Source organism: Bacillus sp. AFS017336, from assembly GCF_002555445.1.
Taxonomy (GTDB): Bacteria; Bacillota; Bacilli; order Bacillales; family Bacillaceae_G; genus Gottfriedia.
Window position 1 is genome coordinate 25876 of record NZ_NUCO01000151.1, and the last position, 25779, is coordinate 51654.

The 25779-nt window shown below is 32.2% G+C and carries 24 protein-coding genes and 1 riboswitch; of the genes, 17 read left to right on the plus strand and 7 right to left on the minus strand.

Annotation, left to right across the window (positions count from 1 at the left end):
• Positions 1–64 precede the first annotated feature (64 nt).
• Together CN601_RS25500 and CN601_RS27160 are read left to right on the plus strand one after the other, a co-directional pair.
• On the plus strand, positions 65–583 hold the full coding sequence (locus tag CN601_RS25500; RefSeq protein WP_098120182.1) for a GNAT family N-acetyltransferase: 519 nt from the start codon (positions 65–67) through the stop codon (positions 581–583).
• Positions 584–685: 102 nt separating this feature from the next.
• On the plus strand, positions 686–826 hold the full coding sequence (locus tag CN601_RS27160) for a hypothetical protein (RefSeq protein ID WP_179865696.1): 141 nt from the start codon (positions 686–688) through the stop codon (positions 824–826).
• 337 nt (positions 827–1163) lie between these two features.
• Here CN601_RS27160 and CN601_RS25505 read toward each other — a convergent pair whose 3' ends face one another.
• The gene (locus CN601_RS25505; RefSeq protein WP_098172751.1) at positions 1164–2117 is read right to left on the minus strand and encodes an ABC transporter substrate-binding protein; all 954 of its coding nucleotides are present in this window, start codon (positions 2115–2117) and stop codon (positions 1164–1166) included.
• Positions 2118–2284: 167 nt separating this feature from the next.
• Between CN601_RS25505 and CN601_RS25510 the strand changes: the two genes are divergently transcribed.
• The 5 genes from CN601_RS25510 (at position 2285) to CN601_RS25530 (ending at position 6725) form a co-directional block, all read left to right on the plus strand.
• Positions 2285–3289 carry a FecCD family ABC transporter permease gene (locus tag CN601_RS25510; protein WP_142317436.1) on the plus strand — a complete coding sequence of 335 codons (1005 nt, stop codon included), beginning with the start codon at positions 2285–2287 and terminating at the stop codon, positions 3287–3289.
• Positions 3286–4338 carry a FecCD family ABC transporter permease gene (locus CN601_RS25515; protein ID WP_142317437.1) on the plus strand — a complete coding sequence of 351 codons (1053 nt, stop codon included), beginning with the start codon at positions 3286–3288 and terminating at the stop codon, positions 4336–4338. The genes CN601_RS25510 and CN601_RS25515 overlap by 4 nt, the downstream gene beginning before the upstream one ends.
• A 4-nt stretch (positions 4339–4342) precedes the next feature.
• Positions 4343–5143 (plus strand): ABC transporter ATP-binding protein, encoded by an 801-nt coding sequence (locus CN601_RS25520; protein ID WP_098120179.1) that lies wholly within the window; start codon positions 4343–4345, stop codon positions 5141–5143.
• A 69-nt stretch (positions 5144–5212) separates the two neighbouring features.
• Positions 5213–5935, plus strand: coding sequence for a phosphate ABC transporter ATP-binding protein (locus CN601_RS25525; RefSeq protein WP_098172752.1), 723 nt, complete (start codon positions 5213–5215; stop codon positions 5933–5935).
• Between the two features lie 10 nt (positions 5936–5945).
• Positions 5946–6725, plus strand: a complete 780-nt coding sequence (locus tag CN601_RS25530; protein WP_098120177.1) for an ABC transporter permease — start codon at positions 5946–5948, stop codon at positions 6723–6725.
• Positions 6726–6782: 57 nt separating this feature from the next.
• Here the strand turns inward: CN601_RS25530 and CN601_RS25535 are convergent, their stop codons facing one another.
• The 3 genes from CN601_RS25535 to mprF all read right to left on the minus strand — a co-directional run bounded on the left by CN601_RS25535 (position 6783) and on the right by mprF (position 10939).
• A complete protein-coding gene (locus CN601_RS25535) occupies positions 6783–7202 on the minus strand; it encodes an organic hydroperoxide resistance protein (RefSeq protein WP_098172753.1) in 420 nt (139 codons plus the stop codon).
• A 27-nt stretch (positions 7203–7229) separates the two neighbouring features.
• A complete protein-coding gene (locus CN601_RS25540; RefSeq protein WP_098172754.1) occupies positions 7230–7682 on the minus strand; it encodes a MarR family winged helix-turn-helix transcriptional regulator in 453 nt (150 codons plus the stop codon).
• A gap of 734 nt (positions 7683–8416) precedes the next feature.
• A complete protein-coding gene (gene mprF, locus CN601_RS25545; protein ID WP_098172755.1) occupies positions 8417–10939 on the minus strand; it encodes a bifunctional lysylphosphatidylglycerol flippase/synthetase MprF in 2523 nt (840 codons plus the stop codon).
• 528 nt (positions 10940–11467) lie between these two features.
• Positions 11468–11608, plus strand: a riboswitch (cyclic di-AMP (ydaO/yuaA leader).
• A 93-nt stretch (positions 11609–11701) separates the two neighbouring features.
• On the opposite strand from mprF, the gene CN601_RS27165 reads away from it, so the two are divergent.
• From CN601_RS27165 to CN601_RS25560, 4 genes are all read left to right on the plus strand, one after another.
• Positions 11702–11875, plus strand: coding sequence for a hypothetical protein (locus CN601_RS27165; RefSeq protein WP_179865697.1), 174 nt, complete (start codon positions 11702–11704; stop codon positions 11873–11875).
• A gap of 197 nt (positions 11876–12072) precedes the next feature.
• Positions 12073–12756 carry a response regulator transcription factor gene (locus tag CN601_RS25550; protein ID WP_098120173.1) on the plus strand — a complete coding sequence of 228 codons (684 nt, stop codon included), beginning with the start codon at positions 12073–12075 and terminating at the stop codon, positions 12754–12756.
• Positions 12753–14090 carry a sensor histidine kinase gene (locus tag CN601_RS25555; protein WP_098172756.1) on the plus strand — a complete coding sequence of 446 codons (1338 nt, stop codon included), beginning with the start codon at positions 12753–12755 and terminating at the stop codon, positions 14088–14090. Before CN601_RS25550 ends, CN601_RS25555 begins: the two co-directional genes overlap by 4 nt.
• A gap of 104 nt (positions 14091–14194) precedes the next feature.
• On the plus strand, positions 14195–17296 hold the full coding sequence (locus CN601_RS25560) for an efflux RND transporter permease subunit (protein WP_098172757.1): 3102 nt from the start codon (positions 14195–14197) through the stop codon (positions 17294–17296).
• Positions 17297–17807: 511 nt separating this feature from the next.
• Here the strand turns inward: CN601_RS25560 and CN601_RS25565 are convergent.
• Both CN601_RS25565 and CN601_RS25570 read right to left on the minus strand, forming a co-directional pair.
• Positions 17808–18098 (minus strand): HesB/YadR/YfhF family protein, encoded by a 291-nt coding sequence (locus CN601_RS25565; RefSeq protein ID WP_098172758.1) that lies wholly within the window; start codon positions 18096–18098, stop codon positions 17808–17810.
• Positions 18099–18275: 177 nt separating this feature from the next.
• Entirely contained in the window at positions 18276–18974 is a 699-nt protein-coding gene (locus CN601_RS25570) for an FTR1 family protein (protein ID WP_179865698.1), read from the minus strand.
• 147 nt (positions 18975–19121) lie between these two features.
• On the opposite strand from CN601_RS25570, the gene CN601_RS25575 reads away from it, so the two are divergent.
• The 6 genes from CN601_RS25575 to CN601_RS25600 all read left to right on the plus strand — a co-directional run bounded on the left by CN601_RS25575 (position 19122) and on the right by CN601_RS25600 (position 25126).
• Complete coding sequence (locus CN601_RS25575) at positions 19122–19457, plus strand: MGMT family protein (RefSeq protein ID WP_098172760.1); 336 nt, start codon at positions 19122–19124, stop codon at positions 19455–19457.
• Positions 19458–19695: 238 nt separating this feature from the next.
• A complete protein-coding gene (locus tag CN601_RS25580; RefSeq protein ID WP_098172761.1) occupies positions 19696–20313 on the plus strand; it encodes a DUF4004 family protein in 618 nt (205 codons plus the stop codon).
• Positions 20314–20330: 17 nt separating this feature from the next.
• Positions 20331–21146 (plus strand): polymer-forming cytoskeletal protein, encoded by an 816-nt coding sequence (locus tag CN601_RS25585; protein ID WP_373605013.1) that lies wholly within the window; start codon positions 20331–20333, stop codon positions 21144–21146.
• Between the two features lie 215 nt (positions 21147–21361).
• Entirely contained in the window at positions 21362–23038 is a 1677-nt protein-coding gene (locus CN601_RS25590; RefSeq protein ID WP_098172763.1) for a glycoside hydrolase family 13 protein, read from the plus strand.
• A gap of 716 nt (positions 23039–23754) precedes the next feature.
• Positions 23755–24213 (plus strand): C40 family peptidase, encoded by a 459-nt coding sequence (locus tag CN601_RS25595; protein ID WP_098120164.1) that lies wholly within the window; start codon positions 23755–23757, stop codon positions 24211–24213.
• Between the two features lie 151 nt (positions 24214–24364).
• On the plus strand, positions 24365–25126 hold the full coding sequence (locus CN601_RS25600; protein ID WP_098172764.1) for a prepilin peptidase: 762 nt from the start codon (positions 24365–24367) through the stop codon (positions 25124–25126).
• A 63-nt stretch (positions 25127–25189) separates the two neighbouring features.
• Here CN601_RS25600 and CN601_RS25605 read toward each other — a convergent pair whose 3' ends face one another.
• The gene (locus tag CN601_RS25605; RefSeq protein WP_098172765.1) at positions 25190–25744 is read right to left on the minus strand and encodes a thioredoxin family protein; all 555 of its coding nucleotides are present in this window, start codon (positions 25742–25744) and stop codon (positions 25190–25192) included.
• Positions 25745–25779 lie beyond the last annotated feature (35 nt).

A 25779-nucleotide genomic window follows, 5' to 3' on the forward strand; every position in this document is an offset into this window, starting at 1 on the left:
AAGCGTTGAAAATTTTCCGTTTGTTCTATAGACTATACTTTGCAATAACTACGGAGGGATATAGATGAAGATACGTTTATTAACAAAAGAAGATGCAGAAATCTATCTTAATATTCGTTTAGAAGGTTTAAAAAAGAATCCTGAAGTTTTTAGTACTACTATGGATGAAATACTAGATCAAGATGACCCTGTTGAATACAAAGCAGAAATATTAGATGAAAATTATACGATCGGTGCATTTACGGACAAAGGTGAATTAATTGGAGTAGCCACTTTAAGAACGTTTGAAAAGGTTAAAGCAGAGCATAAAGGCAAAATAGAATCTGTCTATGTTTCATCTAGAGCTCGAAAAATGGGTGCAGGCTATCTTTTAATCGAAGAGGTAATCCATTTAGCGAAAAGCCTGGGACTTGAACAACTTACATTAAATATCATTGAAGGAAACGAAACAGCAAAAAATCTGTATGAAAAACTAGGATTTAAAACATTTGCTAAAACACCTAATAGTTTGAAGTTGGACAATGAATATTGGGACCAAGAGCATATGATACTTATGTTAGAGGCGGAAAGTGTAGGAAGCTAGAGATACTGAATTAAAAAAGAGGGTGCCACAAAAGTGAGCATTGAAGAATAGGTGAAATAAAAGTCAGAGTGCAATAAGGTTTCTGAGACTGCAAATAAAACTGTGAAAAGTGCAAATAAGATTTCTGAAACTGCAAATAAAGTACGAACTGCAAATAAAAATGGAGAATCTGCAATTAAAATGGACAAAACTGCAAATAAAATTAGTGAAACTGCAATTAAATTTCTTAGATTCCCATATTAGATAGGATAATACCGATACCAGTTAGGGTATCTCTGCTAAATAATTGTTCAAAAGTAGCTGTATAGAAATTAAATATAATAAATTTGCTCTATTTCATTCTAAACCGATAAAAAAAAGTGAAGAAATCTACTAAATATCGATAAATGGAATTCATAAAATCAAGGCTAATTGAAAAACGTCGCCTACATACCCCCTATTTTTCTTCTAGACAGACTTATTTCAACAATATTTCTCGAAATTTAAGTTGAAGTCAGGGGCAGCGAAATAAATTTAAGTTATTTCTTCTCCCTGAACTAAAAAAGGTTTACCTTNNAAGGTAAACCTTTTTTAGTTTTAATTATTTAGTAAAAGTTTTTTCAATGTCATCTAACATTAAGTAAGCAGCTTTGATTCCACCTGCAGTGTTCCAAATAACATCACTTACTTTAATAACATGTCCATTTTTATAAGCATTTAACTTTTTGAATAATGGATCTTCTGTAAATTGTTTTTCAAGAGCAGAGCCAGATTCTTTTCCGTTATCATATGTGAAGTAGAATATGTAATCTCCGTCCATTGCTGGAATTCTTTCTTTTGTAACGCCTTGCTCAGCAAAATCAGGTGCATTTTGTTCTTCTGGACGTTGGAAACCTAATTGTTTAAGAATTACACCTGAGAAAGTATCTTGGTGATAGATTCGAACATCAGCACCCATGAAACGTACCATTGAAATTTTTTGATTTAATTTATCGCCTAATTTAGCTTTTAGATCATCTACACGTTTTGTATAATCAGCTAATACTGTATTTCCTTGTTCTTCTTTATTTAAAACTTTAGCATAAAATTTGAAATTCTCTTGCCAGTCTCCACGTAGTGTTTCAGCGAATACTGTTGGTGCAATCGCACTTAATTGCTCATATACTTTTTCTTGACGCATTTTATTACCGATAATTAAGTCTGGTTTTAAATCAGCGATTTTCTCAAGGTTAACTTCACTTTCTAAACCTACAACTTGCACACCATCCATGTCTTTAGCGATGTGATCATACCATGGGTTTCCTGTCCATGATTGAACAGCACCTACTGGTTTAACTCCTAAAGCAAGTAAAGCTTCAGTTCCTTCATTTGTTAAAATAACAACACGTTTTGGATTCGCTGGAACTTTAGTTGTTCCCATAGCGTGTTGAATTGTAATTGTATTTTTACTTTCTTTACCAGAAGTTTCATCTGATTTTTTAGTGCCACAAGCACCTAATACCATAATTGCTGCAATAAATAGTGCAATTAATGAAGAAAATTTTAGTTTTCTCATTTCTTTACTCTCCCCTTATATTGATAATGATTATCATTTCTCTCGACAACATGTATTATAGATTAAGATTTAATTAGAAGTCAACAAGAAATTGATTATCATTCTCATTGACTTGATAATTCATATCATTTAGACTAAAAAAAGAGAATAGAATATTAGGAGAAATAATAATGCTTATTCACCCAAGATCAAGAATTATCGTACTTATCGCTTGTGTTTTATTATTAGTCATTTGTTTTTTTTCTAGTATTTTACTAGGATACACAAATACTAGTTTTTCAAGCTTAGTTCATTCATTTACACAATTTAATGGATCTAATGAACATTTAGTTATTCAAAATGTTCGTATTCCAAGAGCAATCATTGCATCGATAGTAGGCGCAAGCTTAGCGATTGCTGGTTTATTTATGCAAGTTTTAACAAAGAATCCTTTAGCATCACCGAGCGTTTTAGGGATAAATGCTGGTGCTTCAATGTTGATCGTTCTTAGTATTACATTTTTTCATTTACAGTCACCTAATGCTACTATTTGGCTAGCATTTTTAGGCGCTACAATTTCAGCAGTATTCGTATTTGGATTAAGTTCTTTAGGAAAAGATGGTGCGACTCCAATAAAGATTACTTTAGCTGGGGTTTCAATTGCCGCTATGTTTAGCTCGATTACCCAAGGCTTACTAGTAACAAATGAAGTAGCATTAGAGCAAGTCCTTTTTTGGTTAGCAGGCTCAGTTCAAGGTCGTTCACTCGATTCTTTACATATGGTGTTACCTTATATTGTGATCGCTTGGGTTATTTCACTTGCAATTGGTGGGAAAATTAACACATTCATGCTTGGAGACGATGTATCGAAAGCTTTAGGTCAAAATACAGCTCTCTTAAAAGTTACATTAGTAGTATTAGTTATTATACTAGCAGGTGGCGCTGTCAGTATTTCCGGACCAATAGGTTTGGTCGGAATAATTGTTCCACAAATAGTTAGAATGTTCGTTAAAAATGATTACCGATGGATGATTCCATTTTGCGGTATTTTCGGGGCAATTTTATTACTATTAGCAGACGTAGCTTCTCGTTATATATTAATGCCAGAAGAGACTCCAGTTGGAATTATGACCGCAGTAATCGGTGCACCATTTTTTATTTACTTAGCAAGAAAAGGCGGTACAGTAAAATGAACATGCTCAAAATACGAAACAAGTATTTTTCATTACTATTTAATAAACGTTCAATTTTCGTTTTAACGATTGCACTCATTTTACTGATCAGTTCATTTGTAGTGAGTTTAACATTAGGAGACCGATACATCTCAATTCCAAAAGTATTATCTGTTATTTTTGGTGAAGGTGAAAAAATAGATGAATTATTCATTCAAGCGTTTCGAATGCCTCGAATAATTATTGCCATTTTTGCTGGAATATCTTTAGCTATTGCAGGAGCTATTCTTCAAGGCTTAGTAAGAAATCCACTTGCTTCTCCAGATATTCTAGGGATTACTGGAGGGGCAGGAGCTGCCGTTGTTTTATTTTTAGCGATTTTTAGTAATGACCGTACGAATCAATTAACAGTAAGCATAAAATGGTTACCTTTAGCAGCATTTATTGGTGCCATTATCAGTTTACTATTTGTCTATGGTTTTGCTTATAAGAATGGGGAGTTAAGGCCATTAAGATTAGTTTTGGTTGGCGTTGGATTTTCAGCATTAGCTCAAGCAACAACTTCATTCTTTATGATTATCGGACCAATTTTTAGAGCGACTGAAGCAAACATGTGGTTAACAGGGAGCGTATACGGAGCAAACTGGGAACAAGTTAAAATCTTAACAGTCTGGACATTCATTTTTATAGTCCTAGCTTTAATATTTATTAGACATATAAATACACAACAACTTGGAGACGATGTTTCAACAAGTTTAGGAGTTCAAGTAGAAAAGAATCGTTTAATTTTATTATTTATTAGTACAGCATTAGTAGCAGGTGCGGTTGCATTTGCAGGAGCAATCGCATTTGTTGGATTAATTGCGCCGCATATTGCTCGCAAATTAGTTGGTGCTTCTTACGGTGCATTAATTCCTTTATCAGGAATCATTGGGGCAATTATGGTATTGGCGGCTGATACAATCGGAAGAACGGCGTTTAGCCCGATTCAAATACCTGCTGGTGTTTTTACTGCCGTAATTGGCGCACCATATTTTATCTATTTATTATTTAAGACTGGAAAAAGGTGATAAGATGTCAACGAGCGCAATAGAAACTGAAAAATTAACGTTATCGTATGATGACAGGACAATAATAAATGAATTAAACTTTCAAGTTCCAAAAGGGAAAATTACAGTTTTAATTGGAGCAAATGGTTGCGGAAAATCAACTTTACTTCGATCACTTGCAAGATTACTACAACCAAAAAGTGGAACGATTTTACTTGATGGAAAAGAAATAAGTAAAAGGCCCACAAAGGAAATTGCTCGAAATCTTTCTATCCTACCACAAAGTCCCGTTGCACCTGAAGGTTTAACAGTATTTCAATTAGTGAAGCAAGGGAGATACCCGTATCAAACTTGGTTAAAACAGTGGTCAAAAGAAGATGAAGAAAAAGTAAATAATGCTTTAAAAATAACAAATATGTACGATTTGAAAGATCAATTAGTAGATTCGCTATCTGGAGGGCAACGCCAACGTGCTTGGATTGCAATGACTTTGGCTCAAGATACAGATACGATTTTACTAGATGAGCCAACAACCTATTTAGATTTAACACATCAAATTGAAATTTTAGACTTACTTTATGAATTAAATGAAAAAGAGCAACGTACAATTGTTATGGTACTACATGATATAAATTTAGCTTGTCGTTATGCACATAATGTAGTTGCTATTTCAGGCGGAGAAGTTTATGCAGAAGGGGACCCAGAGAAAATCATAAACCAAGATTTAATCTGCGATGTTTTTTGTATGAACTGTGACATTGTAAAGGACCCATTGTTTGGAACACCACTTTGCATACCACACGGCCGCGGAAGAAAAATAATCTAATTATTTACTAAAAAGGTGTCCTATTAAGGGCACCTTAGTTTTTAAGGCTTAGTAGGAAGTGAGGTTAAAATGACATTATCAATAAACGAAGTATGCGTAGACATTAACGGTAGTTCAATCCTTAAAAATATCAGTTTTGTGGCTAAAAAAGGCGAAATTTTTTGTTTAATAGGAACTTCAGGAGCTGGAAAATCGACTTTACTTCGTGCACTAAATCGACTACAGACGATTAGTAAAGGTGAAATCTATTTAGATGGGCAATCAATTCATAAAATGACGCCTCAAAATCTACGAAAAAGTGCGGTCATGATCTTACAAACTCCATCTCTATTTGAAGGAACCGTAGAGGATAATATTTTGTATGGGCTAAAATTAAATGGTAGCTATAGTAAGAATGATTCCGTTTCAGTTGCTAAATCTTTATTAGAAAAAGTTGGACTAGAAGCTGATTTATTTAATCGAAATTCTTTATCTCTATCGATTGGTCAACAGCAAAGAGTATCAATCGCAAGAGCACTGGCAATGAAACCAAACATATTATTATGTGATGAAATTACTTCAGCTTTAGATCCACAATCTACCCTACATATTCAGGATCTTCTAGTAAACTTAAAAGTAGATGAAAATATGTCCATTATCCTTGTCACACATAATATGGATTTAGTTCAACAAATTGCAGATCGAGTAGGGCTATTAATTGATGGTAAATTAGTAGAAGTGAGTCCAGTTAATGAATTTTTTAAGAATCCAAGCACTGAATTAGGAAAGAGTTTTCTTTCCACTATTGCTTAAAGAGGGTGAAATGATGGAAGGTAATTTGCATATCACAGGTGTATCGCTAACATTTCTATTAATTATTATTGCGATTGCATTATCTTATTATCAAAAGCTTGGCGTTGAAAAAGATATTGGTGTTTCTTCTGTTAGGACAGTAATTCAATTAATGATCATGGGTTATGTACTTGAATACATCCTTAAAATTGAACATTTTTTCATTGTCATCATTATTTTATTTTGTATGATTTTATTTGGTGCTCATACTTCAAGTAAACGGTCGCATCATATTGAAGGAGCATTCTTTATTTCATTTATTAGTATTTTTCTAGGCGTTATGATTTCTTTAGGAATCGTACTGGTAGCAAATAAAATCTCGTTAAAAGCTCAATATGTTATTCCAATTTCAAGTATGATTATTAGTACATCAATGAATGCAAATAGTTTAGCACTAACTAGACTGAGAGCTGAAATTCAAGCGAATAAAAATCAAATTGAAGCTGCACTATGCTTAGGTGCAACAACCAAGCAAGCATCAAATCATGTCATAAAAAATTCAATTAAAGCAGCATTAATTCCATCAATTGATCGTGCTAAAACAGTTGGAATCGTTACATTGCCAGGTTCAATGACTGGTATGATATTTGCTGGAATTAGTCCCTTATATGCAATTAAATATCAATTATTAATTGAATGCATCTTAATCGGAGCAATTGCAATAAGCGTATTTTCCTCAACACTTCTATCTTATCGAAAGTTCTTTACAAAAGACGACTCATTAAAATACGAAACGATATTAGAGGGGTAGAAGAAGGGAATAGATTAATTCTTAGCCTATTCCCTTTTTTACCTTTACCTTTAACTCTTATCCAATAACTCTCAATTGAACGTCCATGTTTCCTCTAGTCGCTTTAGAGTATGGGCATACACCGTGTGCTGCCTTTACTAGTTCTACAGCTACTTCTGTTGGTACTCCTTGCACTTTTACATCAAGTTGAGCAGCTAATTTAAACCCTCCGTCAGCGGGATCTTTACCAATTGTTACGTTTGCCGTTACAGATGTAGCTTCTAATTTAATACTTTTCTGACGAGCTACTAAGTTTAAGGCGCTATCGAAGCAAGCTGAATAACCAGCTGCGAAAAGTTGTTCAGGATTTGTTGCACCACCAGGTCCACCTAATTCTACTGGTGGTTTAAGTGATAAATTAATAAAATCATCTGATGAAATTACTCTTCCGTCACGTCCACCTGTTGCAGTTGCTTTAGCAGTATATATTTTTTCCATTGTGAATTTCTCCTTAATATGATTTATTTATTTTTTTAACTCATTTGCAGATTGAATTTTCTTCAATAGAGCTTTTGTTTGATTAAATAAAATTAAAAGTTCCTCACGAGTAGTATTACTTTCCTGAGAAAATTTTTCAGGTATACAATATGCTTTTTCTTTTAAATTTTTACCCTCTTCAGTTAGCGTAATAAAAACTTTTCTTTCATCACTTGCATTTCGCTTGCGATAAATTAATCCAGCAGATTCCATCCGTTTTAGCATTGGAGTGAGAGTACCTGAATCTAAAAATAGTGTCTCACCAAGCTCTTTCACTGTTTGCTGATCCTTTTCCCAAAGAGAAAGTAATGCGAGATATTGCGGGTAAGTAATTCCAATTTCGTCCAGTATTGGCCGATATAATTTCGTAATTTCCCGTGAGCAAGCATAAATTGAAAAACATAACTGATTTTCAAGCAAAAGTTTATTTTCATTATCCATTTAATCAACATCCTTATATATTAGTTGTGCACAATTTAATGTGACACAATCATAATTCAAGTGAAATAATTTTGCAAGTGATAATACTTATTATTTTTTACCAATATTTAAATTTTCATTAGAAATTTAAGAATAAGAATGGAATAATGATTTTTTTTGGACTAAATAGGCGGTAAACGTGTTAAATGCATTTATTGACATCAAAGTGTTAAAAGATTGTATTGTCAATAATTAAAACGTCATTAAGCAATATACTAGATGGAAAAGTAATGATCTTCAGGAGTTTTATTAATGCTTCTAAATGATAATTTGTATGTATACCATCAAATTTCAGTAAGTACATTTATCTTATTTAGAATATAAAAATATTGAGAGGCTAATCGTTTGAAGAACAAAATTCAAATTATTAGTTTATATATTGAGATTAGCAAAGATGCTGAGTAATTAATTTCTATTTTTCTCTTAGTATAGGATACCAATTATGTTCTTAATTGTATGCTTTGTTTATTAGAAGAAGTTGATTGGAACGGAAGGAGGCTCGACTCCTATGGGATAAGCAGGAAGGCTGAGACCCCACAGGCAACGCCGAGGAGGCTCAGGTCTCGCCCCATGGAAAGCGAGAATCCTGTAGTGGAAATCAACATCATACCACTTTTTTTACATTGAAAAATTGATAAGTTTTTTCGCACTAAAAAAGTCAGTTAATGTGTTAAGTACATTAACTGACTTCAAATTTACGGTTTTCGAGTTTTAGAAATTAATGAAGTAATTTGTAACATCGTAATCGGTAAAGAAGTTTTTTTATGATATGCCAAAAACTTCGGTGTCCAAGAATCTACGTATTTTTCTTTAAAGCTTCTTAAACCTTGAAAATGATACAAGAACTGTCCATATTCATAAATCTGTGCTGCAATTTTTTCACTAGCAAATGAATATTTAGAAAGTCCAACATTTGCTAAAGGTGTCATGCCGATATTAAAGTAGTGAAAATCTTTCGATCTAAACGACTCAATTAAATTAATAAACATATAATCCATAATTCCCTTTGGTGCATCTATTTTATGGCGCATTAAATCAATCGAAATTGTATGGTCATTATAGTTAGGCATAATAGACGCGAAAGCAATCATCTTATTTTCATTATTCTTAATGACAGCTACAGGTGCAAGTTTGATGTAATCCTCATCAAAATAGCCAAGTGAAAAACCTTTTTCTTTTCTACCTTTTAGCCACTCAGTAGATAAACCCTTTAAATCTGAAAAGAACTCATTTGAGAACGGAGGTTCAATCATTTCAAAACTATATTCTTCCCGTTCAAACTTATTATAAAGGGCGCGAATACCTTTATTACGTTTTCCAGATAAAGAGAACGATGAAATATCCGTAAACCCTTCTTCACCAAGTTTAAAGAAATCAAATCCATTTTCATGTAAGTACGCTAAAGAATTTGAGTTTACTTGATAGAAGACGAGAGTATATCCAAATTGATCAGCATAATTTAATAATTCTTCAATTGCAGGATAGATACGGGACTTTTCCCCAATTGGGTCACCTAAAATAACTAATTTGTCTGCATATGGTTGGAAAATAAATAATACTGTTTCATCTTGAGCCCAAAATAAATATTTGTCATGTAAAAAAACTAAGTGGGAAAGTTCAGTTCCACCATATGTATTTAAATGGTCTCTTATTTTTTCTTCTTCATTTTTTGTGCCTATAAAATTAAATTCTTTTCTTTTAACTTTGAAAAAAGCGATATAAAAAAATAGAAAAGCCGCTACAAAACCGAGCACTGCACTTATTACGATATCCCTCGAATTGACAAGAATATAAGGCAAATATTTGGCAGGGATTCGCACATTTGTATGTGGAAGATTAATATAAGCAATTAGTAAATAGCTCCCTAAAAAGAAAAACAAGATAAAATTATCAACGATCAGCTTTCCCCAAGTTAAAACGAAGCTTTCTCTATAAAATTGTTTCTTTGAAGCAAATAATATAAATGCTACTGCTAGTACAAAAAGTGCTTCTTCATAATCTAATCCTTTTGAATAAGTTGTAATTGCTCCAACAATTAGCATGAATAAAGTAATATACCATGCTCTTTTCACTTTATAATCAATTCCTCGCGAGAGCCCTAATAATGTAAAGCCTGCTGTGACCGAAATCAAATGAGAAAGATTAATAATTGTAGACGGTAAAATTAAATTTAAAAGACTAATTCTTAAAAGCATGCTTGGCACAGCTGCGGAAACTAAGAGAATTACTCCAGACAAAAAAATTAAAATCGTTAAAATCTTATGGCCCAAATAGGTTGATATTTGGTTTGGAATATCATTAAATGATTGATTGATTTTGTTCCATAATAGTTTAAGTGCTAAAACAATACCACAAGCAAATGGGAAGAAGAAATAACTGAAACGATAGATTAATAAAACTAGTAGTGTTGTTTCTTTATCAATCCCAAAATAAGTGAAACCTAATAGAAAAATAAAATCAAATGAACCTAATCCTCCAGGGATCATACTTAACAGTGCTGCTACAGAGGCCACTAAAAAAACGGGCAAAACTTCGATAATCGAAATATCAATATTTAAAAATAAACAAATAAAGTAAATAAATAAAAATATAAAGGACCATTCACATAAGGAAATGGTAACCAATGAGATCATATATTTTGCGGAAAAATTTTCCGAGAAAAAATTTCGCTTCATATAAACTACTAAAAACATTACCGGGAAATAACAAATGGCAATGACGATTGCGACATATAAGTACTTATATTCATTTAAAAATGATAAATCAAAGATTCCTGTAAATAAAACTAAACTCAATATCGATAATCCAGAAAGTAAGAAGATTGTTACACTACTTACCGCTTTAACAATTTCTGGTCCAGTGCGCTCTTGTCGATAAAAAAGAGTTCGAATAGTAGTACCAGCCACTCCACCGAGTCCAATTAAGTTAGAGGAAGTGTTTGCAAGCCAAGCTACCATTAAAATTTTACGAAAACTGAAATCTAATTTTAATAGTCTAACAAGGACGAAATCATATAAAAACATTGGAGAAACAGCAATAATACCTAATGCAAAAATTAGAAAATATTGTATTAATGTAAGAGACTCCATATAGTTAAAGAACATTTGAAAGTCGAAATTTAAAAGTACGCTTTTTCCAACAAAGATGAATGTAACTAGTAATATTGAAATGAAAAATAGTTTAAACAAACCTACTTTACTAATCCGAATCTTATTCATAAGACACTCCTGAAGTTATAATTAAACAAAATAAATATTAATACTTAGCTTTAGTATTCCATATTATTCCACTATTTAACAAGAAGAATATGAACAAGAAGTAGAAAATTTAATAACTTATTATTTTGAAGAAAAAAAGTTAACTAGATTTTAACTTTAAGATTGGTTTTGCGACTTAAATTCTGACTAAGAAGTACATTGATTTTCACTATATGGACTCGCTTTTTATAGGGTGAGATCGGTTTTAAGGATTACCGTATTTCTCATCTTGAGACCTTCAATGTGGCAACTAGGAAATAGAAGAATAAATTAAAAAAATTTTTAAAAATCGTCCTAATTAGTTCCAATTGAGCTGGATTCTTCCATTTTTTTAACGTATTTCACTTACCTTTTCCCTTTATCAAAGCTTTAGAGTTTCAAAATGTAACAAAATAGTATACAATTTAGTAGTTGAATTGTAATTTAAGTAATATATATAAATAAATGACCGTTGATCGCTGAGTTCTGTTGAAGACCTTCTTTACTATTTTATCGGAATGGTTTTTCAACATTGAAGCGGGGGAACCGATTTTTGTGCAATTGCACTTTGGGGTGAATCCTTTTTAGGTAGGGCTACTTTTTAGGTCCGAATCCGACAGCTAACCTCGTAGGCGTGTAAGGAGAAGGTTTCCACGTGGATGTATTTTTAGGCACTGGAGATTCTTCCAGTGTCTTTTTGCATCCATTTTTTGAAAAAATAATTTATAAAACGGGGGAAATGAAGTGTTAGATATGTACGTGTTTGGCGGAATTCTTATTATAACAATGTTAACGGCAGTTTATTTTACTCGTAAAGATTCTGGTAATAGTGAGTATAGTAAGAAAAGAGCTAATAGGATTAGAATAGCAAGAGAACGAAAAGCTGGTAAAGTAGTAGGGAATACCGAGTTTAAATAATTAAATTGATATTTATAACCTTCTATAGGAGGGTGGTCAATCAGACCACTCTCTTTTTTACGCATTAAAATACAAAGTAGACCGATCGGCGAGTATTCTTAATCATTTTAAGTTTTGGTTTCATAATTCATATTTAGTTCATAATGAATTTATATAATAGGAATATAATTAATTGTTAATGTAAGAAGGTGGCTTTTTTGAATCATGTTAAAGTTTTAGTCGTTGATGATGACGCAAATATTCGAGAGTTGATTTCTATTTTTTTAAATGCTGAAGGTTATTCAGTAATTGAGGCTGAAAACGGAGAAAAAGCATTAATGCTTTTAGAAAAAAACAGTATTCAAATCGCAGTAGTTGATGTGATGATGCCTGAAATAGATGGATATGAACTTACAAAAGAAATTAAAAAGTTTTATGATATTCCGATTTTAATGGTTACTGCTAAAGGTGAGTCACAGGATAAACTTAAAGGCTTTGATCTTGGGGTAGATGATTATGTGGTGAAGCCGTTTGATCCGTTAGAAATTGTTGCTCGTGTTAAAGCTCTTTTAAGAAGGTTTCAATTAATTTCTGATAAAAATATCCTTTTAGGAAATTTAGCGATTAATCAAATAAAATATGAAATTGCTGTTAATGAGCAATCGATTACACTCCCTTTAAAGGAATTTGAGTTACTGTTTAAGCTTGCTAGTCAATCTGGCAGAATTTTTACGAGAAACGACTTAATTGAACAAATTTGGGGCCTTGATTATGAGGGTGATGAGCGGACAGTTGACGTACATATTAAAAGAGTAAGAGAACGTCTTAGAGAGTTAAAGGCTACTGTTGAAATCGTTACAATCAGAGGATTAGGCTATAAGCTAGAGGAAAATAATACATGAAAAGTATGTATACAAGACTCGTCTTAATTTTCATATCAGTCATTTTACTGAGTTTAGTCATAACTTTTTTTATCGCATCAAAATACTTTATTAAACATGTTGAAACAGAAGTGCAAAGTGATTTAATAGATGTTGGAGAAAATTTTATTACCACTTACTCTAAGCCAAATAATCAAAATGGAGTAGAAGCGACCTTACAGATTCTTAGTAAAAACTTTTATATTACGCTTTATAATGAGTCGGGTAAAATTGTTTTGAAAAATACAGTACAAAAAAAGAAGAGCATTAAAAAAGACCAAATATTAAAAGTGCTAAACCAAAAAAATGTACAGAAAGAAAGTAATCCTTATCTAATAGCTCTACCTTTTGAAAAAGATGGGCATAAATATGCTTTATTTATTCAGCCAAATATTGATCGAGGATTCTTTAAAATGCGTCGGGTTTTATTTTTTAGTTTACTTACAACTTTAATAATTGGCTCAATCACATTTTTATTTGTTGCTAAGTTATTAATAAAGCCTGTAAAAGAGCTAATTCGAGCTACGAAAGAATTGGCGAACGGTAATTATGACGTTCAAGTAAAAATTAAGCGGAAGGATGAAATTGGTTTACTTGCTTCCAACTTTAATTTGATGACGAATAAATTAAATAATTTAGAAGAGATGAGAAGTGAATTTGTTTCCAATGTTTCTCATGAAATTCAATCACCTTTAACATCCATCAAAGGATTTGCAAAGGTATTGAGGAACAAGCAATTAACTGAAGAAAAAAGAGAGCATTATTTAACTATAATAGAGACTGAAAGTGAGCGTCTTTCTATTATGAGTGAAAGACTATTGAAGTTAGCTTCCTTAGACTCTGAGCAACATCCATTCTTGCCCACGACATATAAATTAGATGAACAAATTCGAAAAATTATTTTAGCATTAGAGCCGCATTGGGAAAGTAAAAAACTTCAATTAGTTTTAAATTTACCAAAAACTGAAATAGTAGCTGACCGCTTACTACTTGAACAAGTATGGATTAATTTATTACAAAACGGGATTAAATTCTCGAGTATTGCTGGGTACATTAAAGTAGATATTTTGGAAATGGATCAAATAATTAAAGTCATCATTAGTGATAGTGGACTAGGAATCAGTAAGGAAGATATGGAGCGTATTTTTGAACGCTTTTATCAAGCAGACCGTTCTAGAAATAAAAAAGGAACCGGGCTTGGTCTTTCAATTGTACAAAAAATTGTTGAAATGCACCGTGGGAAAATTGAAGTGGAAAGTGATGTTGGAAAAGGAACAAGCTTTACGATCATCTTGCCTAAGAACTTGGAAACTTAAAAAGTTCATATTATGTTCCTAATTGTTCATATTCTGTTCATATAGTTTTGATAAAATAATCAAGTATTAGAAATGTAACTAATGGAAGGAGAAATAAATACAATATGTTTGCAGGCTTAACAAAATTAAGTTTAAAGAATACCATCTCAGTGATTATATTAAGTGTTCTTGTATTAGTTGGTGGAATTTATTCAGCCCAAAAAATACAAATTGAAACATTTCCAGATGTTTCATTCCCAGCAGTTGCAGTTCAGGTAGTATATCCTGGTGCATCATCTGAGGATATAGAGTCAGAGGTCACAAAGCCAATCGAATCTGGTTTAATGAAGCTTGAAAACTATGATCAGTTAACTAGTACTTCAAGTGAAAATATGGCTTCAATCTTTTTAATTTATCCTTTTGGAACGGATATGGATAAAATTGAAAAAGATGTAGATAACGTAATCAACAAAACGAAATTACCTGACAAAGCTGAAGCAACAGTTCAACGAATTGCGATGGACTCTGCTCCAATTTATCAAGTAGCGATTGCAAATAATGGTCAAGCTAAAAATTTACAGCAATCAATCGAAAATGATTTACTACCTCAAATTAAAAAAATAACTGGTGTTAGTGATGTTAGTCTTCAAGGAACAAAAGAAGAAGAAATTCAAATCGTTGTAGATAACAAAAAAGCAGAAGAAAAAGGAATCTCATTAGATACAATTAAAACTGCAATTCAAGGCCTTGATTATGCAGTACCACTAGGTTCTGTTGAAAATAATGGCAAAACTGTATCTGTTCGAATGAAAGGTACGTTAAACTCAATCGATCAAATCAAAAAAACAGTTTTATCTAGTGCTGCTAGCCAAAGTGCACAAATGGGAGCTACGGCCGGTAGTGCACAATTAGGTAGAGGTGCAGGACAAGCTCAAAACTTAGTGCCAAAAAATGTTACAGTTGCTGATATTGCAGATGTAAAAGTAGTTTCGGTTCAAGATCAAATTTCAAGATATAACGGAAAAGAAAGTTATATTTTATCAGTATCTCAAACACAAGATTCAAATACAGCAGACGTTGCAACAGCTGTTAAGAAAGAAATTAAATCATTTAAGAAGGATAATAATGTAGAAACACATGTAATTATGGATAACGGGAAAGAAATTGAAAAATCCGTTAGTTCTTTAATTAAAGAAGGTCTACTTGGAGCTTTATTTACAGTCGTTGTTATTCTGTTATTCTTAAGAAATATTAGAGCGACTTTAATTTCAATTTTATCTTTACCAATCTCAATCTTTGCAACGATCTCAGTATTAAACTCATTAGGCTATACATTGAATATCATGACTTTAGGTGGTCTAGTTGTTGCAATTGGACGTATCGTTGATGATAGTATCGTTGTAATTGAAAATATATACAGATGGAAGCAACAAAAAGCTAATCAATTTAAGAGAAAAGAATTGGCTCTATTTGCAACAAAAGAAGTTATCGGAGCGATTGCCTCTTCTACATTTGCAACAGTAGTAGTATTTTTACCGTTAGCATTTGTAAGTGGAATTATTGGAGAATTCTTTAGACCGTTTGCGATTTCAGTAGTAGTTTCAATATTAACTTCTTTAATCGTTGCGATTATTCTAATTCCGACTTTAGGAGCAAAATTCTTATCTAAACCATTAAAAGAACATAGTAATGATACACGTTTTATGAGAAGATACGAAAAAATTCTTCGTTCTGCATTAAAACGTAAATGGATTGTTCTTTTATTATCAATCGTTTTATTAGCAGGTTCATTATCGATGATTCCTTTATTAGGATTCTCATTCTTACCTGGAAGTGTAAATAAAACTCTTCAAGTTACAGCTACTCTTCCATCAAATAGTACAGTTGCACAATCTAATTTAGTTGCCAAGGAAATCGAAAAATACTTTGCGGATTCTGACTTAATTGATAGTGTACAAGCTACTGTCGGTGGTAAACGTGATTTTATGATGAATATGGATGGCGGTAAAAATAAAGCGGTCTTCCAAGTTAATCTAAAAAATGGAAAGAATATGGATAAAGAACTTTCAAAAATCACAAAAGAAGTTCCTTCTATTGTTGATGCGAAAGTTAAAGGTACAACAATTGTAGCAAAAGAACTTTCTCAAAATGGTCCTCCAACAGGAAACAATATTGATGTAAATCTATACTCTGCTAACTTTACTGAGTTAAAAGATGCAGCATCAAAAATTGAGAAAGAATTAAATAGTGATGATCGTTTAAAAAATGTTACGAATAATTTAAAAGATGTACAACCAAAATTAGAAATAACATTAAACGATAAAGCACGTGATGAAAATATTTCAATGTTCCAAGTAATGGGAGCAATTAACGAAAAAATTAACGACGTTGAAATCGGCGATTATGATTTAAACGGAGAAACAAATAAACTAACTGTTGGTTATAAAGATAAAGCAAGTACAAAAGAAGACCTTGAAAACATCAAAATTATGACTGCTACAGGTCCAAAAGCAATAAAAGACTATGTAACAATTTCTCAAAAGGATGCACCGGTTTCAATCAACCATGATGATGGAAAAATGTATGCATCAGTAAGTGCTGAAGTAAAAGGTAAAGACACTGCAGCAATTACAAAAGACGTAACAAAACAATTAAAGAAAATTGATCTTCCTAATAGTGTCGATATGAAAATTGGCGGCGGTTTAGATATGATTACAGATGGATTCAGCAGTCTTGGTATAGCAATGGTAGTTGCTGTTGGATTAGTATTCCTAATCATGAGCATGACATTTGGCGGCTTAAGAACACCGTTTGTCATTTTATCGTCATTAATCTTCGTACCAGTAGGAGCTTTCTTAGCACTTTATATCGGAAAGCAAACACTATCAATGAGTGCAATGATCGGATTATTAATGTTGATTGGTATCGTTGTAACAAACGCAGTTGTATTATTAGACCGTGTTGAGCACAACCGTAAAAAAGGATTAGAAGTAACTGACGCATTAATCGAAGCTTCAAAAACAAGATTACGCCCAATCCTAATGACAGCATTAGCAACAATCCTTGCATTAGTTCCAATGGCACTTTCAAATTCAACATCTGGTTTAATTTCGAAAGGTCTAGCAGTAACTGTAATCGGTGGTTTAACAACTTCAACATTCTTAACATTAATCATCATTCCAGTTATCTACAAATTAGTAAGTAAAAAGAAAAAAATAGAAGAATAAACAAAAAAAGAGTGTCTCACAAATTGTGAGGCACTCTTTTCAATTGAAACAGAAAATGGGATAGGTGTTACCTAAGTTCATTTTTTTAGAGTGTTGATATATATAAACGTACACTAAGTGAAATATTTGATGATGTTATTAATGGTTTTTAGTAATCGTTTATTTATGAAGTATCAACTAATTTTAGTAATTGCTTTTATTTTTTTCAGAATATAAAAGTATTGAGATGCTGATCGTTTGAAGAACTAATTCAAATTATTAGTTTATGACTATCTATTGAGATTAACGAAGCTGAGTAATTATTATCTATTTTTCTTGTAGAAAAGGATATCAATTAAGTTTTTAATCGTATGCTTTTTTATTAGGAGAAGTTGATTGGAATGAAAGGATACTCGACTCCTATGGGAGANNNNCATACAGCTTTCTTTACATTAAAAAATATTGCTCATAGATTGATGAGTGCATTTTCAGCGACATGAAAAAGAGCTTAGGTGCTACCTAAGCTCTTTTTTTATTTAGGCTCGTAACTAAAATGTAATTCTTTTTGCTCGTCTATAATTACATTCAAATTATAGTCTTTGAAATACCATAAATCAGTCTCATTAATAAAATAAACAACATTATTAATCGTAATAGATTCTCCAATATTAACTGGTTGTTCCTTTGTTACACCTAATGAATAACCTTTATGTATTGTACTATTTCCACCATATCTTGCGAAAAAACGAACTGTATCTCCTTCTTTCACATTCATCTCATCTTGGAACCATTTTATTGCGTCATCAGTAATTGTAATTTTCATTCCAACCGTCCTTTCAATATCTTATAAAAGTATTATAGTATGAATGTGAAAAACTATACAGAAAAGTGATAGTAAGGAAACTAATAATTTAAGTATGGTTGCAATTGTTGAAATAACAGTAAAACCCACAAGGTATTTTACACCCTGTGGGTTTTCGTTATTATGTTCAGGTAATCTTTATTTCTTGAAGAATGATAAAATGTTGTTTTTAAATAAAACAAATAGTGAAATGACGACAAAAGCATAATAGACAATTTGTTCAACTAATGATGAAGCATCTACAAATGAGAAAACTCCTTCAGTAAATACTTTTCCTCCAAAGAAAATTAATAGAATACCTAGTAAAGTAAAAATGACTTTAATATTTAAATTGATTGTAGTTTTGATAAATAAATATGCGATTAGGATTGCTGAGAGAATACCTAGTAGAATTGCAATCATTCCAACAAACTCGATTGTTTGAGCATTTGATAAAACAAATAAAACTAGCTCTAAGCCCTCACGTATTACAAATACACTCGCCATTAAAAATAATGATAAATTATTATCTTTAATTTTAACTTCTGATTTCATCTTTTCTGAAATATTAATGCTACTTTGACCACTTAACCAGTAGATAAAGTAAAAAATTAATAACGCTGCAATTAATTGTATTACGCCCTCAATAGTATGTTCAATATTTGCATTTAGATCACCGAATGTTGAAAATAAGAAAAATCCAGCGAAAATACTAACGACTACTCCTAAAAGTGTACCGTAAATAACCGACTTGATTAAATGATTCTTTTTACTCTGTATTAAAGTAATGAGTAAAAATCCAATCACTAAAGAAACCTCAAGACCTTCTCTCAATGCTATTAAAAAATTAGCGTTCAATTCACTATCTTCCTCCTTAATATTTTTAAATCTACTAACTAGATTATTCTTACGTAGTAGAATTGGACACTATTTTAATAAAATATAGGCATAATAAATTTTGTGGTAAAATTAATATAAAATGGCCCAAAACGTGAAGGGGAAAACATGGAATCTTTTACAAGTAGAGCAATTGAAATTATTAAAAATATCCCTATAGGTAAAGTAATGACTTACGGTCAAGTTGCCAAATTAGCAGGAAGTCCTAGAGGCGCAAGACAAATTGTAAGAATCTTACATTCAATGACGCAAAAATATCAGTTGCCATGGCATAGGGTATTGAATTCAAAAGGGAAAATTGGAATCCAAGATGAAGTTGGAGCACTAAAGCAAAAGGAGCTCTTACAAAACGAAGGGGTTAAATTTATAGATGAGAAAACAATTGATTTAAAGGAATATCAAGTGGCGCTTGTTCTTGAAAAGGAAGATGTCGACTTAATTTAGCAGGAGCAACTGGAGCTTAAAAATGATATTTAATATCGTAAAAATTGAAATGAAGTATTACTCAAAATTCACAGATTAATGGATTTTGGGTATTTTTTTTTTTGAAAAAGACTATAATTAGAACATTGTTACGCATAATATTGTTGTAAAAACAAAAAAGATAGTGTCAAGTGTGTTTTATGTGAATGCTTTACAATAAAACATTGTTTTGTTATACTCGTGTCAGGAGGAATGTCATATGAGTGAAGAATTAATTTCAAAAAAAGATTTACTACAACTTACAGGCATATCGTACGGACAGCTTTATAGATGGAAAAGAAAAAACATCATTCCTGAAGAGTGGTTTATGAAAAAATCAAGCTTTACTGGACAGGAAACGTTTTTTCCGAAGAAGCAAATTTTGGATCGGATTGAAAAAATAAAAGAGCTGAAGGATGATCAATCATTAGATGATATTGCGAGAGTGTTTTCAATCAATGAAGAAATCGTTTCTGATCGCGGGCATGCTACTTTATCTTTGGAGCAAGTCCCTAAACAAGTCCTACAAATATATCAAACACTTTTTCCAAATAATAAGTTAGAGCATTTAGGTACGGTGCAACTAAGTTCATTACTATGCGTGAACGACTGGCTTTCCAAAGGCACTTTAACGATTGATGAAGCAACACAATTTATAAATTTAGTAGAAACACATAAAAAAGAAATTAAATTAGATGAAGCGATTGTAATTTATATTCGAAAATTTGGCATGGGCAATTGGATAATTGGTAATCGACATGAAACATTTGTTGATCAAAAGGACTCGATCTTAATCAATGTTGCTCTTTCAAGCTATTTAAATAAATCGGTTAAATAAATAATGGAGGAGAGATTATAGTGAGCGTGCAATCAAGGCAAGATGCGGTTATAAATGGTTCAGGAACAATTGGTACTGGCAAATATGATGACGTTAGGATTAGTGGAAGCGGACGAATACTTGGAGATATTTTTTGTCATGAAGTGAAAGTAAGTGGCTCAGCTAAATTCAATGGAAAAGTTGAAACTGAATATTTTAATTGCAGCGGAAGCGCTAAATGTTTAAGTGACGTTGATGCGAAAAAAATGAGTGTCAGTGGCTCGGCTTCGATTGATGGTAAAGTTTCAGGTGGAGATGTCAATGTTAGTGGAAGCTTTAAAACAAAAGGTGACTTAAATGTTAAAAGTATTAATGTATCAGGTTCAATGAAAACGACAGGTATAGTAAAGGCAGAAGTAATTACTGTAAAAGGGTCGCTTTCAACGGAAAAAGGATCTGAATGTGAAGTATTTACAGCTAAAGGTCACTTATCAATGAATGGTTTATTAAATGCTGAAAACGTAAAAATTACACATGGCGGTTTTGGTTATTTACCTCACAATGGATTTAGCTATATTCCTGAAATTGGTGGAGAAACAATTGAAATTAGTCGATTCGATGACAACAATATATTTGCACGGCTTTTTAGTAAACTTTTTAATAATCGGTTGAATTTTAAAGCAGACGTGATCGAGGGTAGTGCTGTAAAGATTGATTATACGACAGCGAGTGTCGTAAGGGGCGATGCTGTAACAATTGGACCAAAATGTGTAATTGAACTAGTGGAATATACAGAAGATGTGCAAATACATCCTTCTGCAAAGGTAACCGATGTAAAAAAATTAGAACAATAAATAGAAGTAAACGAAGAGCGGCTTAAGTAATTTCTAGCCGCTTTTTTCTATTATGTGCAAGCTGGCGTCGATTTCAGTTATTGAACTATAACTAGTAGAATGTTAAGATATTATTGTGCAAACGATTGCAATGAAATTAGTAATCATCTTTTTTATCGTATTTATTATTATAACTAATATTGAAAACGCTTTTATGCATTTGGAGGAGAGAGATTATGACAAATCAAAGTTGGTGGAAGGAAGCGGTTGCCTACCAAATTTATCCACGTAGTTTCATGGATTCAAACGGTGATGGAATCGGTGACTTAAGAGGGGTAATTTCAAAATTAGATTATTTAAAAGAATTAGGAATAGATGTTATATGGATTTGTCCATTTTATAAATCACCAAATGATGATAATGGTTATGATATCTCAGATTATCAGGACATTATGGATGAATTCGGAACAATGGCTGATTTTGATGAGCTATTAGAAGGCGTTCATCAAAGAGGAATGAAACTCATTTTAGATTTAGTCGTCAATCACACAAGTGATGAGCATCCTTGGTTCTTAGAATCTAAAAAGTCTAAGGATAATCCTTACAGAGACTACTATATTTGGAGAGAAGGAAATAAGTCTGGTAAAGAGCCAAATAACTGGGAAAGTATTTTCGGTGGATCTGCATGGGAGTACGATGAAAATACAGAGGAATACTTCCTACATTTATTTTCTAAAAAGCAACCTGATTTAAACTGGGAAAACAAAGAAGTAAGACAAAAAATATATGACATGATTAACTGGTGGTTAGATAAAGGAATAGACGGCTTCCGTGTGGATGCAATAAGTCACATTAAGAAAAGAACAGGTTTTCCCGATATGCCAAATCCCAAGGAAGAAAAATATGTCGCAAGCTTTGATATGCATATGAACCAAGAAGGAATCCACAAATATTTAGACGAATTAAAGCGTGAAACCTTTGATAAATATGACATAATGACAGTTGGTGAAGCAAACGGTGTAACGACGAAAGATGCTCACCTATGGGTTGGAGAAAAAGAAGGTAAGTTCAAAATGATTTTCCAATTCGAAAGCTTAGACCTTTGGAAGAAAACTGACGATTCTGAAACGTCAATCGCTGACTTAAAAGAAGTTCTTACTAAATGGCAATCTGGGCTAGACGGTTTCGGTTGGAATGCGTTATTTATAGAAAACCATGACATACCAAGAGCAGTAAGCACATTAGGAAATGATGCCGAAGCTTATTGGAAAAATTCCGCTAAAGCGATTGGATTAATGTATTTCTTTATGCAAGGAACACCATTCATTTACCAAGGTCAAGAAATTGGAATGACAAATGTTCATTACAAATCAATCAACGACTATAATGATGTAAGTGCAAAAAATATGTACAATTCAATGACTGAAAATGGTTCAACAGAACAAGCTGTTTTAGACATCCTATGGAAAACGGGCCGTGATAATTCCCGTACACCTATGCAATGGAATAGCGAAGAAAACGCCGGATTTACAACAGGTAAACCTTGGCTTAAAACGAATGAAAACTTTAAAGAAATCAATGTTGAAACTCAACTAAAAGACGCTGACTCAATTTTATCATTCTATAAAAAGATGATTACATTACGTAAGCAAAATAAGACATTAGTTCATGCGCCATACGAATACCTAGATGTAAAAAATGAACCTATTTATGCATACACTCGTAACGGAGAAAATGAAACATTCTTAATAATCTCTAACTTATCTTCAGAGAAACAAAAATTTGTATTACCTAAAGAACTTACGAACAAGACTAGCGAATTATGTTTAACAAACATCAATCAAACAGATCAGAAATTAGTTGAAAAAATGGAATTTAAACCTTTTGAAGCAAGAGTTTATCGATTAGTATAATTCTATTGCTGAATTAGAGTAGACTTAAAAAACTGTCATATGACAGTTTTTTTTTATGGCTGAAAAATGAGTTTGCTAATTAATATTGCAAGGTAAGAGAGTTCGAATAAAAAGGTGAAACTGCAATCAAATCATGGGGAGTGTAAATAAAAAATGAGAAACTGCAATTAAATCATGGGGAGTGCAAATAAAAAGCGTGAAACTGCAATTAAATCAGGGGAGGTGCAAATAAAAAGGGTGAAACTGCATTTAAATCAGCATAACTGCAAATAAGGGCGAGAATCATAAAGAAATAGAGTGAAATTATCAAAAAATAGAAGGAGAAACAATAAAAACTAAAGAGGCTCCATAAAATCTATAAATTCCCACGTTGAAATACGCACTCAAAGAAGGGGCAGATCACCTTATCAACAAAAACCAACGTTATATCAACAAATATCACTAATATATCAACAAAAACCGCCGATATATCAACAAAGTTCACAACTATATCAATAAAGTTCACTTAGTGTTCGCATTCCTCACCTGCATAGTGCTACACTTCTCCAATCTGAAAAATGACTGTCGAATGGCAGTCATTTTTTGTTGCACACTTTGGCAAAAACTTACATCGTTTTATAGTATTACAAACACTTCGACAATTTGTAACAATCCTGTAATGGCTTTCATTATTGTATTTTGCTAGACTTACATTATCAATGAAGGGGGAGAAAGTGATGAAAAAGCAATTAATGATAGCTTTCGTATGCTTACTGAGCATGGTATTTTTCACGACTAAATCACAAGCAGCATCTACATATAACCCGTACTCAAAGAAAAATCAGGTAACGGTAATCGCTAAAAAGTATACTGGAGTACCATATCGTTTTGGTGGTACAAGTACTAATGGTTTTGACTGCTCGGGATACGTTGGATATGTATATAACAAAGTAGGTAAAAAATTACCTCGTACTGCTTCATCAATGTATACTGTTAGTTCAATTGTTAAAAAACCCGTACCTGGAGATTTAGTTTTCTTCAAAAATACATATAAAAAAGGTATTAGCCACGTAGGAATTTTTATGGGAAATAACAATTTTATTTCAGCGACTTCAAGTAAGGGAGTAGCTGTTGTAAGTCTTTCTAATTCATATTGGAAACCAAAATTCGCGGGCTCAGGTAGTGTAATTAAATAAACTAACATAATAATAGAGCAATTTACTTTTCTTAAGAAAGGTAGATTGCTTTTTTTTATATTTCATAGAATGTTCCATTTTATGAAACAGGTAGAAGATCCCCGAATGTTATAATGAGATTCATTCATCATTTAAATATATTTTGAAGGAGATGGTAAACATAACCATAATCTACCTATCTTTTTTTCTACTAGGACTTGTGTTTGGTTCTTTTTTTAATGTGGTAGGAATAAGGGTTGCATTGGGTAAATCAATTATCTCACCAGGCTCAACTTGCCCAAATTGTTCACATAAACTAGGTGCTGCAGAGTTAATACCTGTACTTTCTTTTCTATTACAAAGAGGGAGGTGTAAAAGTTGTAAGCTACCAATTTCCAAGATGTATATTTTAATCGAATTAGTAACAGGTTTCTTATTCGTAATAGCAATCCATGAAATCGGCTTTCATAAAGAATTAATTATTTCATTGTCTTTCATTGCATTACTGATGATTATCGTGGTATCAGATACTAGGTTTATGATGATCCCAAATCGGATTCTACTAATCTTTTTGTTTCTTTTTATACTTGAACGAATTTTTATTCCGTTGGATTCACGGTGGAGTAGTGTTGTGGGAGCGGTAGGAGCTTTCATGGTCTTGCTTCTTATTTCAATCATTAGTAAAGGTGGAATGGGAGGGGGAGATATAAAATTATTTGGTGTGCTTGGAATTATTTTAGGGTGGAAATTAACGCTCATTACATTTATGCTCTCATGCTTCTTAGGCGGTATGTTTGGATTACTTCTAATAATGAGGGATCAATCAAAGAAACGAAGTCCAATTCCTTTTGGACCATTCATCGCAGCAGGAGGAATCGTTAGTTACTTTTATAGCGATAAATTATTAGAAATTTATCTTTCCATTTTTGGATGAAAGAACATGAAAAAAGGCTATTTAATTGAAATATCCCTCAACTAAATAACCCCTACTTATTTATTATGAAAATAATTTATCTTCTACACTACTAATTACTGAATCCCAGTATTTTTTATCTTCTACGAAGTTTGTTCTGATTGCTTTAAATACTGCCGTTTGTTTTTCTTGGAAATTTGGATCTTCTTTATCTGGTAATTCTTTTTTCATTTCAGTTACAATTTCTTCAATCTCTGCAGAACGTGGACCCCATACATTTACTTCGTTCCCTTGCTCATCCATAAAAACAAATATTGGAATTGAACGAGATTTCCCATTCGTTAAATACTGATCCATTAATTCTAAGTTTTCATCTCGAATTAGGAATCTAGTATCTACATTTGCTATTTCCATCATTTTTTGAATAACTGGTACATTAAGTAATGCATCGCCACACCAATCTGCTGTTAAAGTTACAACTTTCCAATGACGATTTTTAAGTTGCTCAAGTTTTAATTGTGTATTTTCAGGAATTGTAACACCATTATAGATTTGTAAGAGTTCTTCCTTGTTTACATTCATTGCTTCTACATATTCTTGAAAAGTCATTCCTTTTTCGAACCAAGTATTTAACGCCATTGTAAACACTCCTTTATAGTTGATAAATAGTATTA

What these genes read in the sequence shown, in the direction of transcription:
- CN601_RS25500 (WP_098120182.1), top strand. Translation starts at nt 65, where the DNA reads ATGAAGATACGTTTATTAACAAAAGAAGATGCAGAAATCTATCTTAAT.
- CN601_RS25505 (WP_098172751.1), bottom strand. Translation starts at nt 2,117, where the DNA reads ATGAGAAAACTAAAATTTTCTTCATTAATTGCACTATTTATTGCAGCA.
- CN601_RS25515 (WP_142317437.1), top strand. Translation starts at nt 3,286, where the DNA reads ATGAACATGCTCAAAATACGAAACAAGTATTTTTCATTACTATTTAAT.
- CN601_RS25520 (WP_098120179.1), top strand. Translation starts at nt 4,343, where the DNA reads ATGTCAACGAGCGCAATAGAAACTGAAAAATTAACGTTATCGTATGAT.
- CN601_RS25525 (WP_098172752.1), top strand. Translation starts at nt 5,213, where the DNA reads ATGACATTATCAATAAACGAAGTATGCGTAGACATTAACGGTAGTTCA.
- CN601_RS25530 (WP_098120177.1), top strand. Translation starts at nt 5,946, where the DNA reads ATGATGGAAGGTAATTTGCATATCACAGGTGTATCGCTAACATTTCTA.
- CN601_RS25535 (WP_098172753.1), bottom strand. Translation starts at nt 7,202, where the DNA reads ATGGAAAAAATATATACTGCTAAAGCAACTGCAACAGGTGGACGTGAC.
- CN601_RS25540 (WP_098172754.1), bottom strand. Translation starts at nt 7,682, where the DNA reads ATGGATAATGAAAATAAACTTTTGCTTGAAAATCAGTTATGTTTTTCA.
- mprF (WP_098172755.1), bottom strand. Translation starts at nt 10,939, where the DNA reads ATGAATAAGATTCGGATTAGTAAAGTAGGTTTGTTTAAACTATTTTTC.
- CN601_RS25555 (WP_098172756.1), top strand. Translation starts at nt 12,753, where the DNA reads ATGAAAAGTATGTATACAAGACTCGTCTTAATTTTCATATCAGTCATT.
- CN601_RS25560 (WP_098172757.1), top strand. Translation starts at nt 14,195, where the DNA reads ATGTTTGCAGGCTTAACAAAATTAAGTTTAAAGAATACCATCTCAGTG.
- CN601_RS25565 (WP_098172758.1), bottom strand. Translation starts at nt 18,098, where the DNA reads ATGAAAATTACAATTACTGATGACGCAATAAAATGGTTCCAAGATGAG.
- CN601_RS25575 (WP_098172760.1), top strand. Translation starts at nt 19,122, where the DNA reads ATGGAATCTTTTACAAGTAGAGCAATTGAAATTATTAAAAATATCCCT.
- CN601_RS25580 (WP_098172761.1), top strand. Translation starts at nt 19,696, where the DNA reads ATGAGTGAAGAATTAATTTCAAAAAAAGATTTACTACAACTTACAGGC.
- CN601_RS25590 (WP_098172763.1), top strand. Translation starts at nt 21,362, where the DNA reads ATGACAAATCAAAGTTGGTGGAAGGAAGCGGTTGCCTACCAAATTTAT.
- CN601_RS25595 (WP_098120164.1), top strand. Translation starts at nt 23,755, where the DNA reads ATGAAAAAGCAATTAATGATAGCTTTCGTATGCTTACTGAGCATGGTA.
- CN601_RS25600 (WP_098172764.1), top strand. Translation starts at nt 24,365, where the DNA reads ATGGTAAACATAACCATAATCTACCTATCTTTTTTTCTACTAGGACTT.
- CN601_RS25605 (WP_098172765.1), bottom strand. Translation starts at nt 25,744, where the DNA reads ATGGCGTTAAATACTTGGTTCGAAAAAGGAATGACTTTTCAAGAATAT.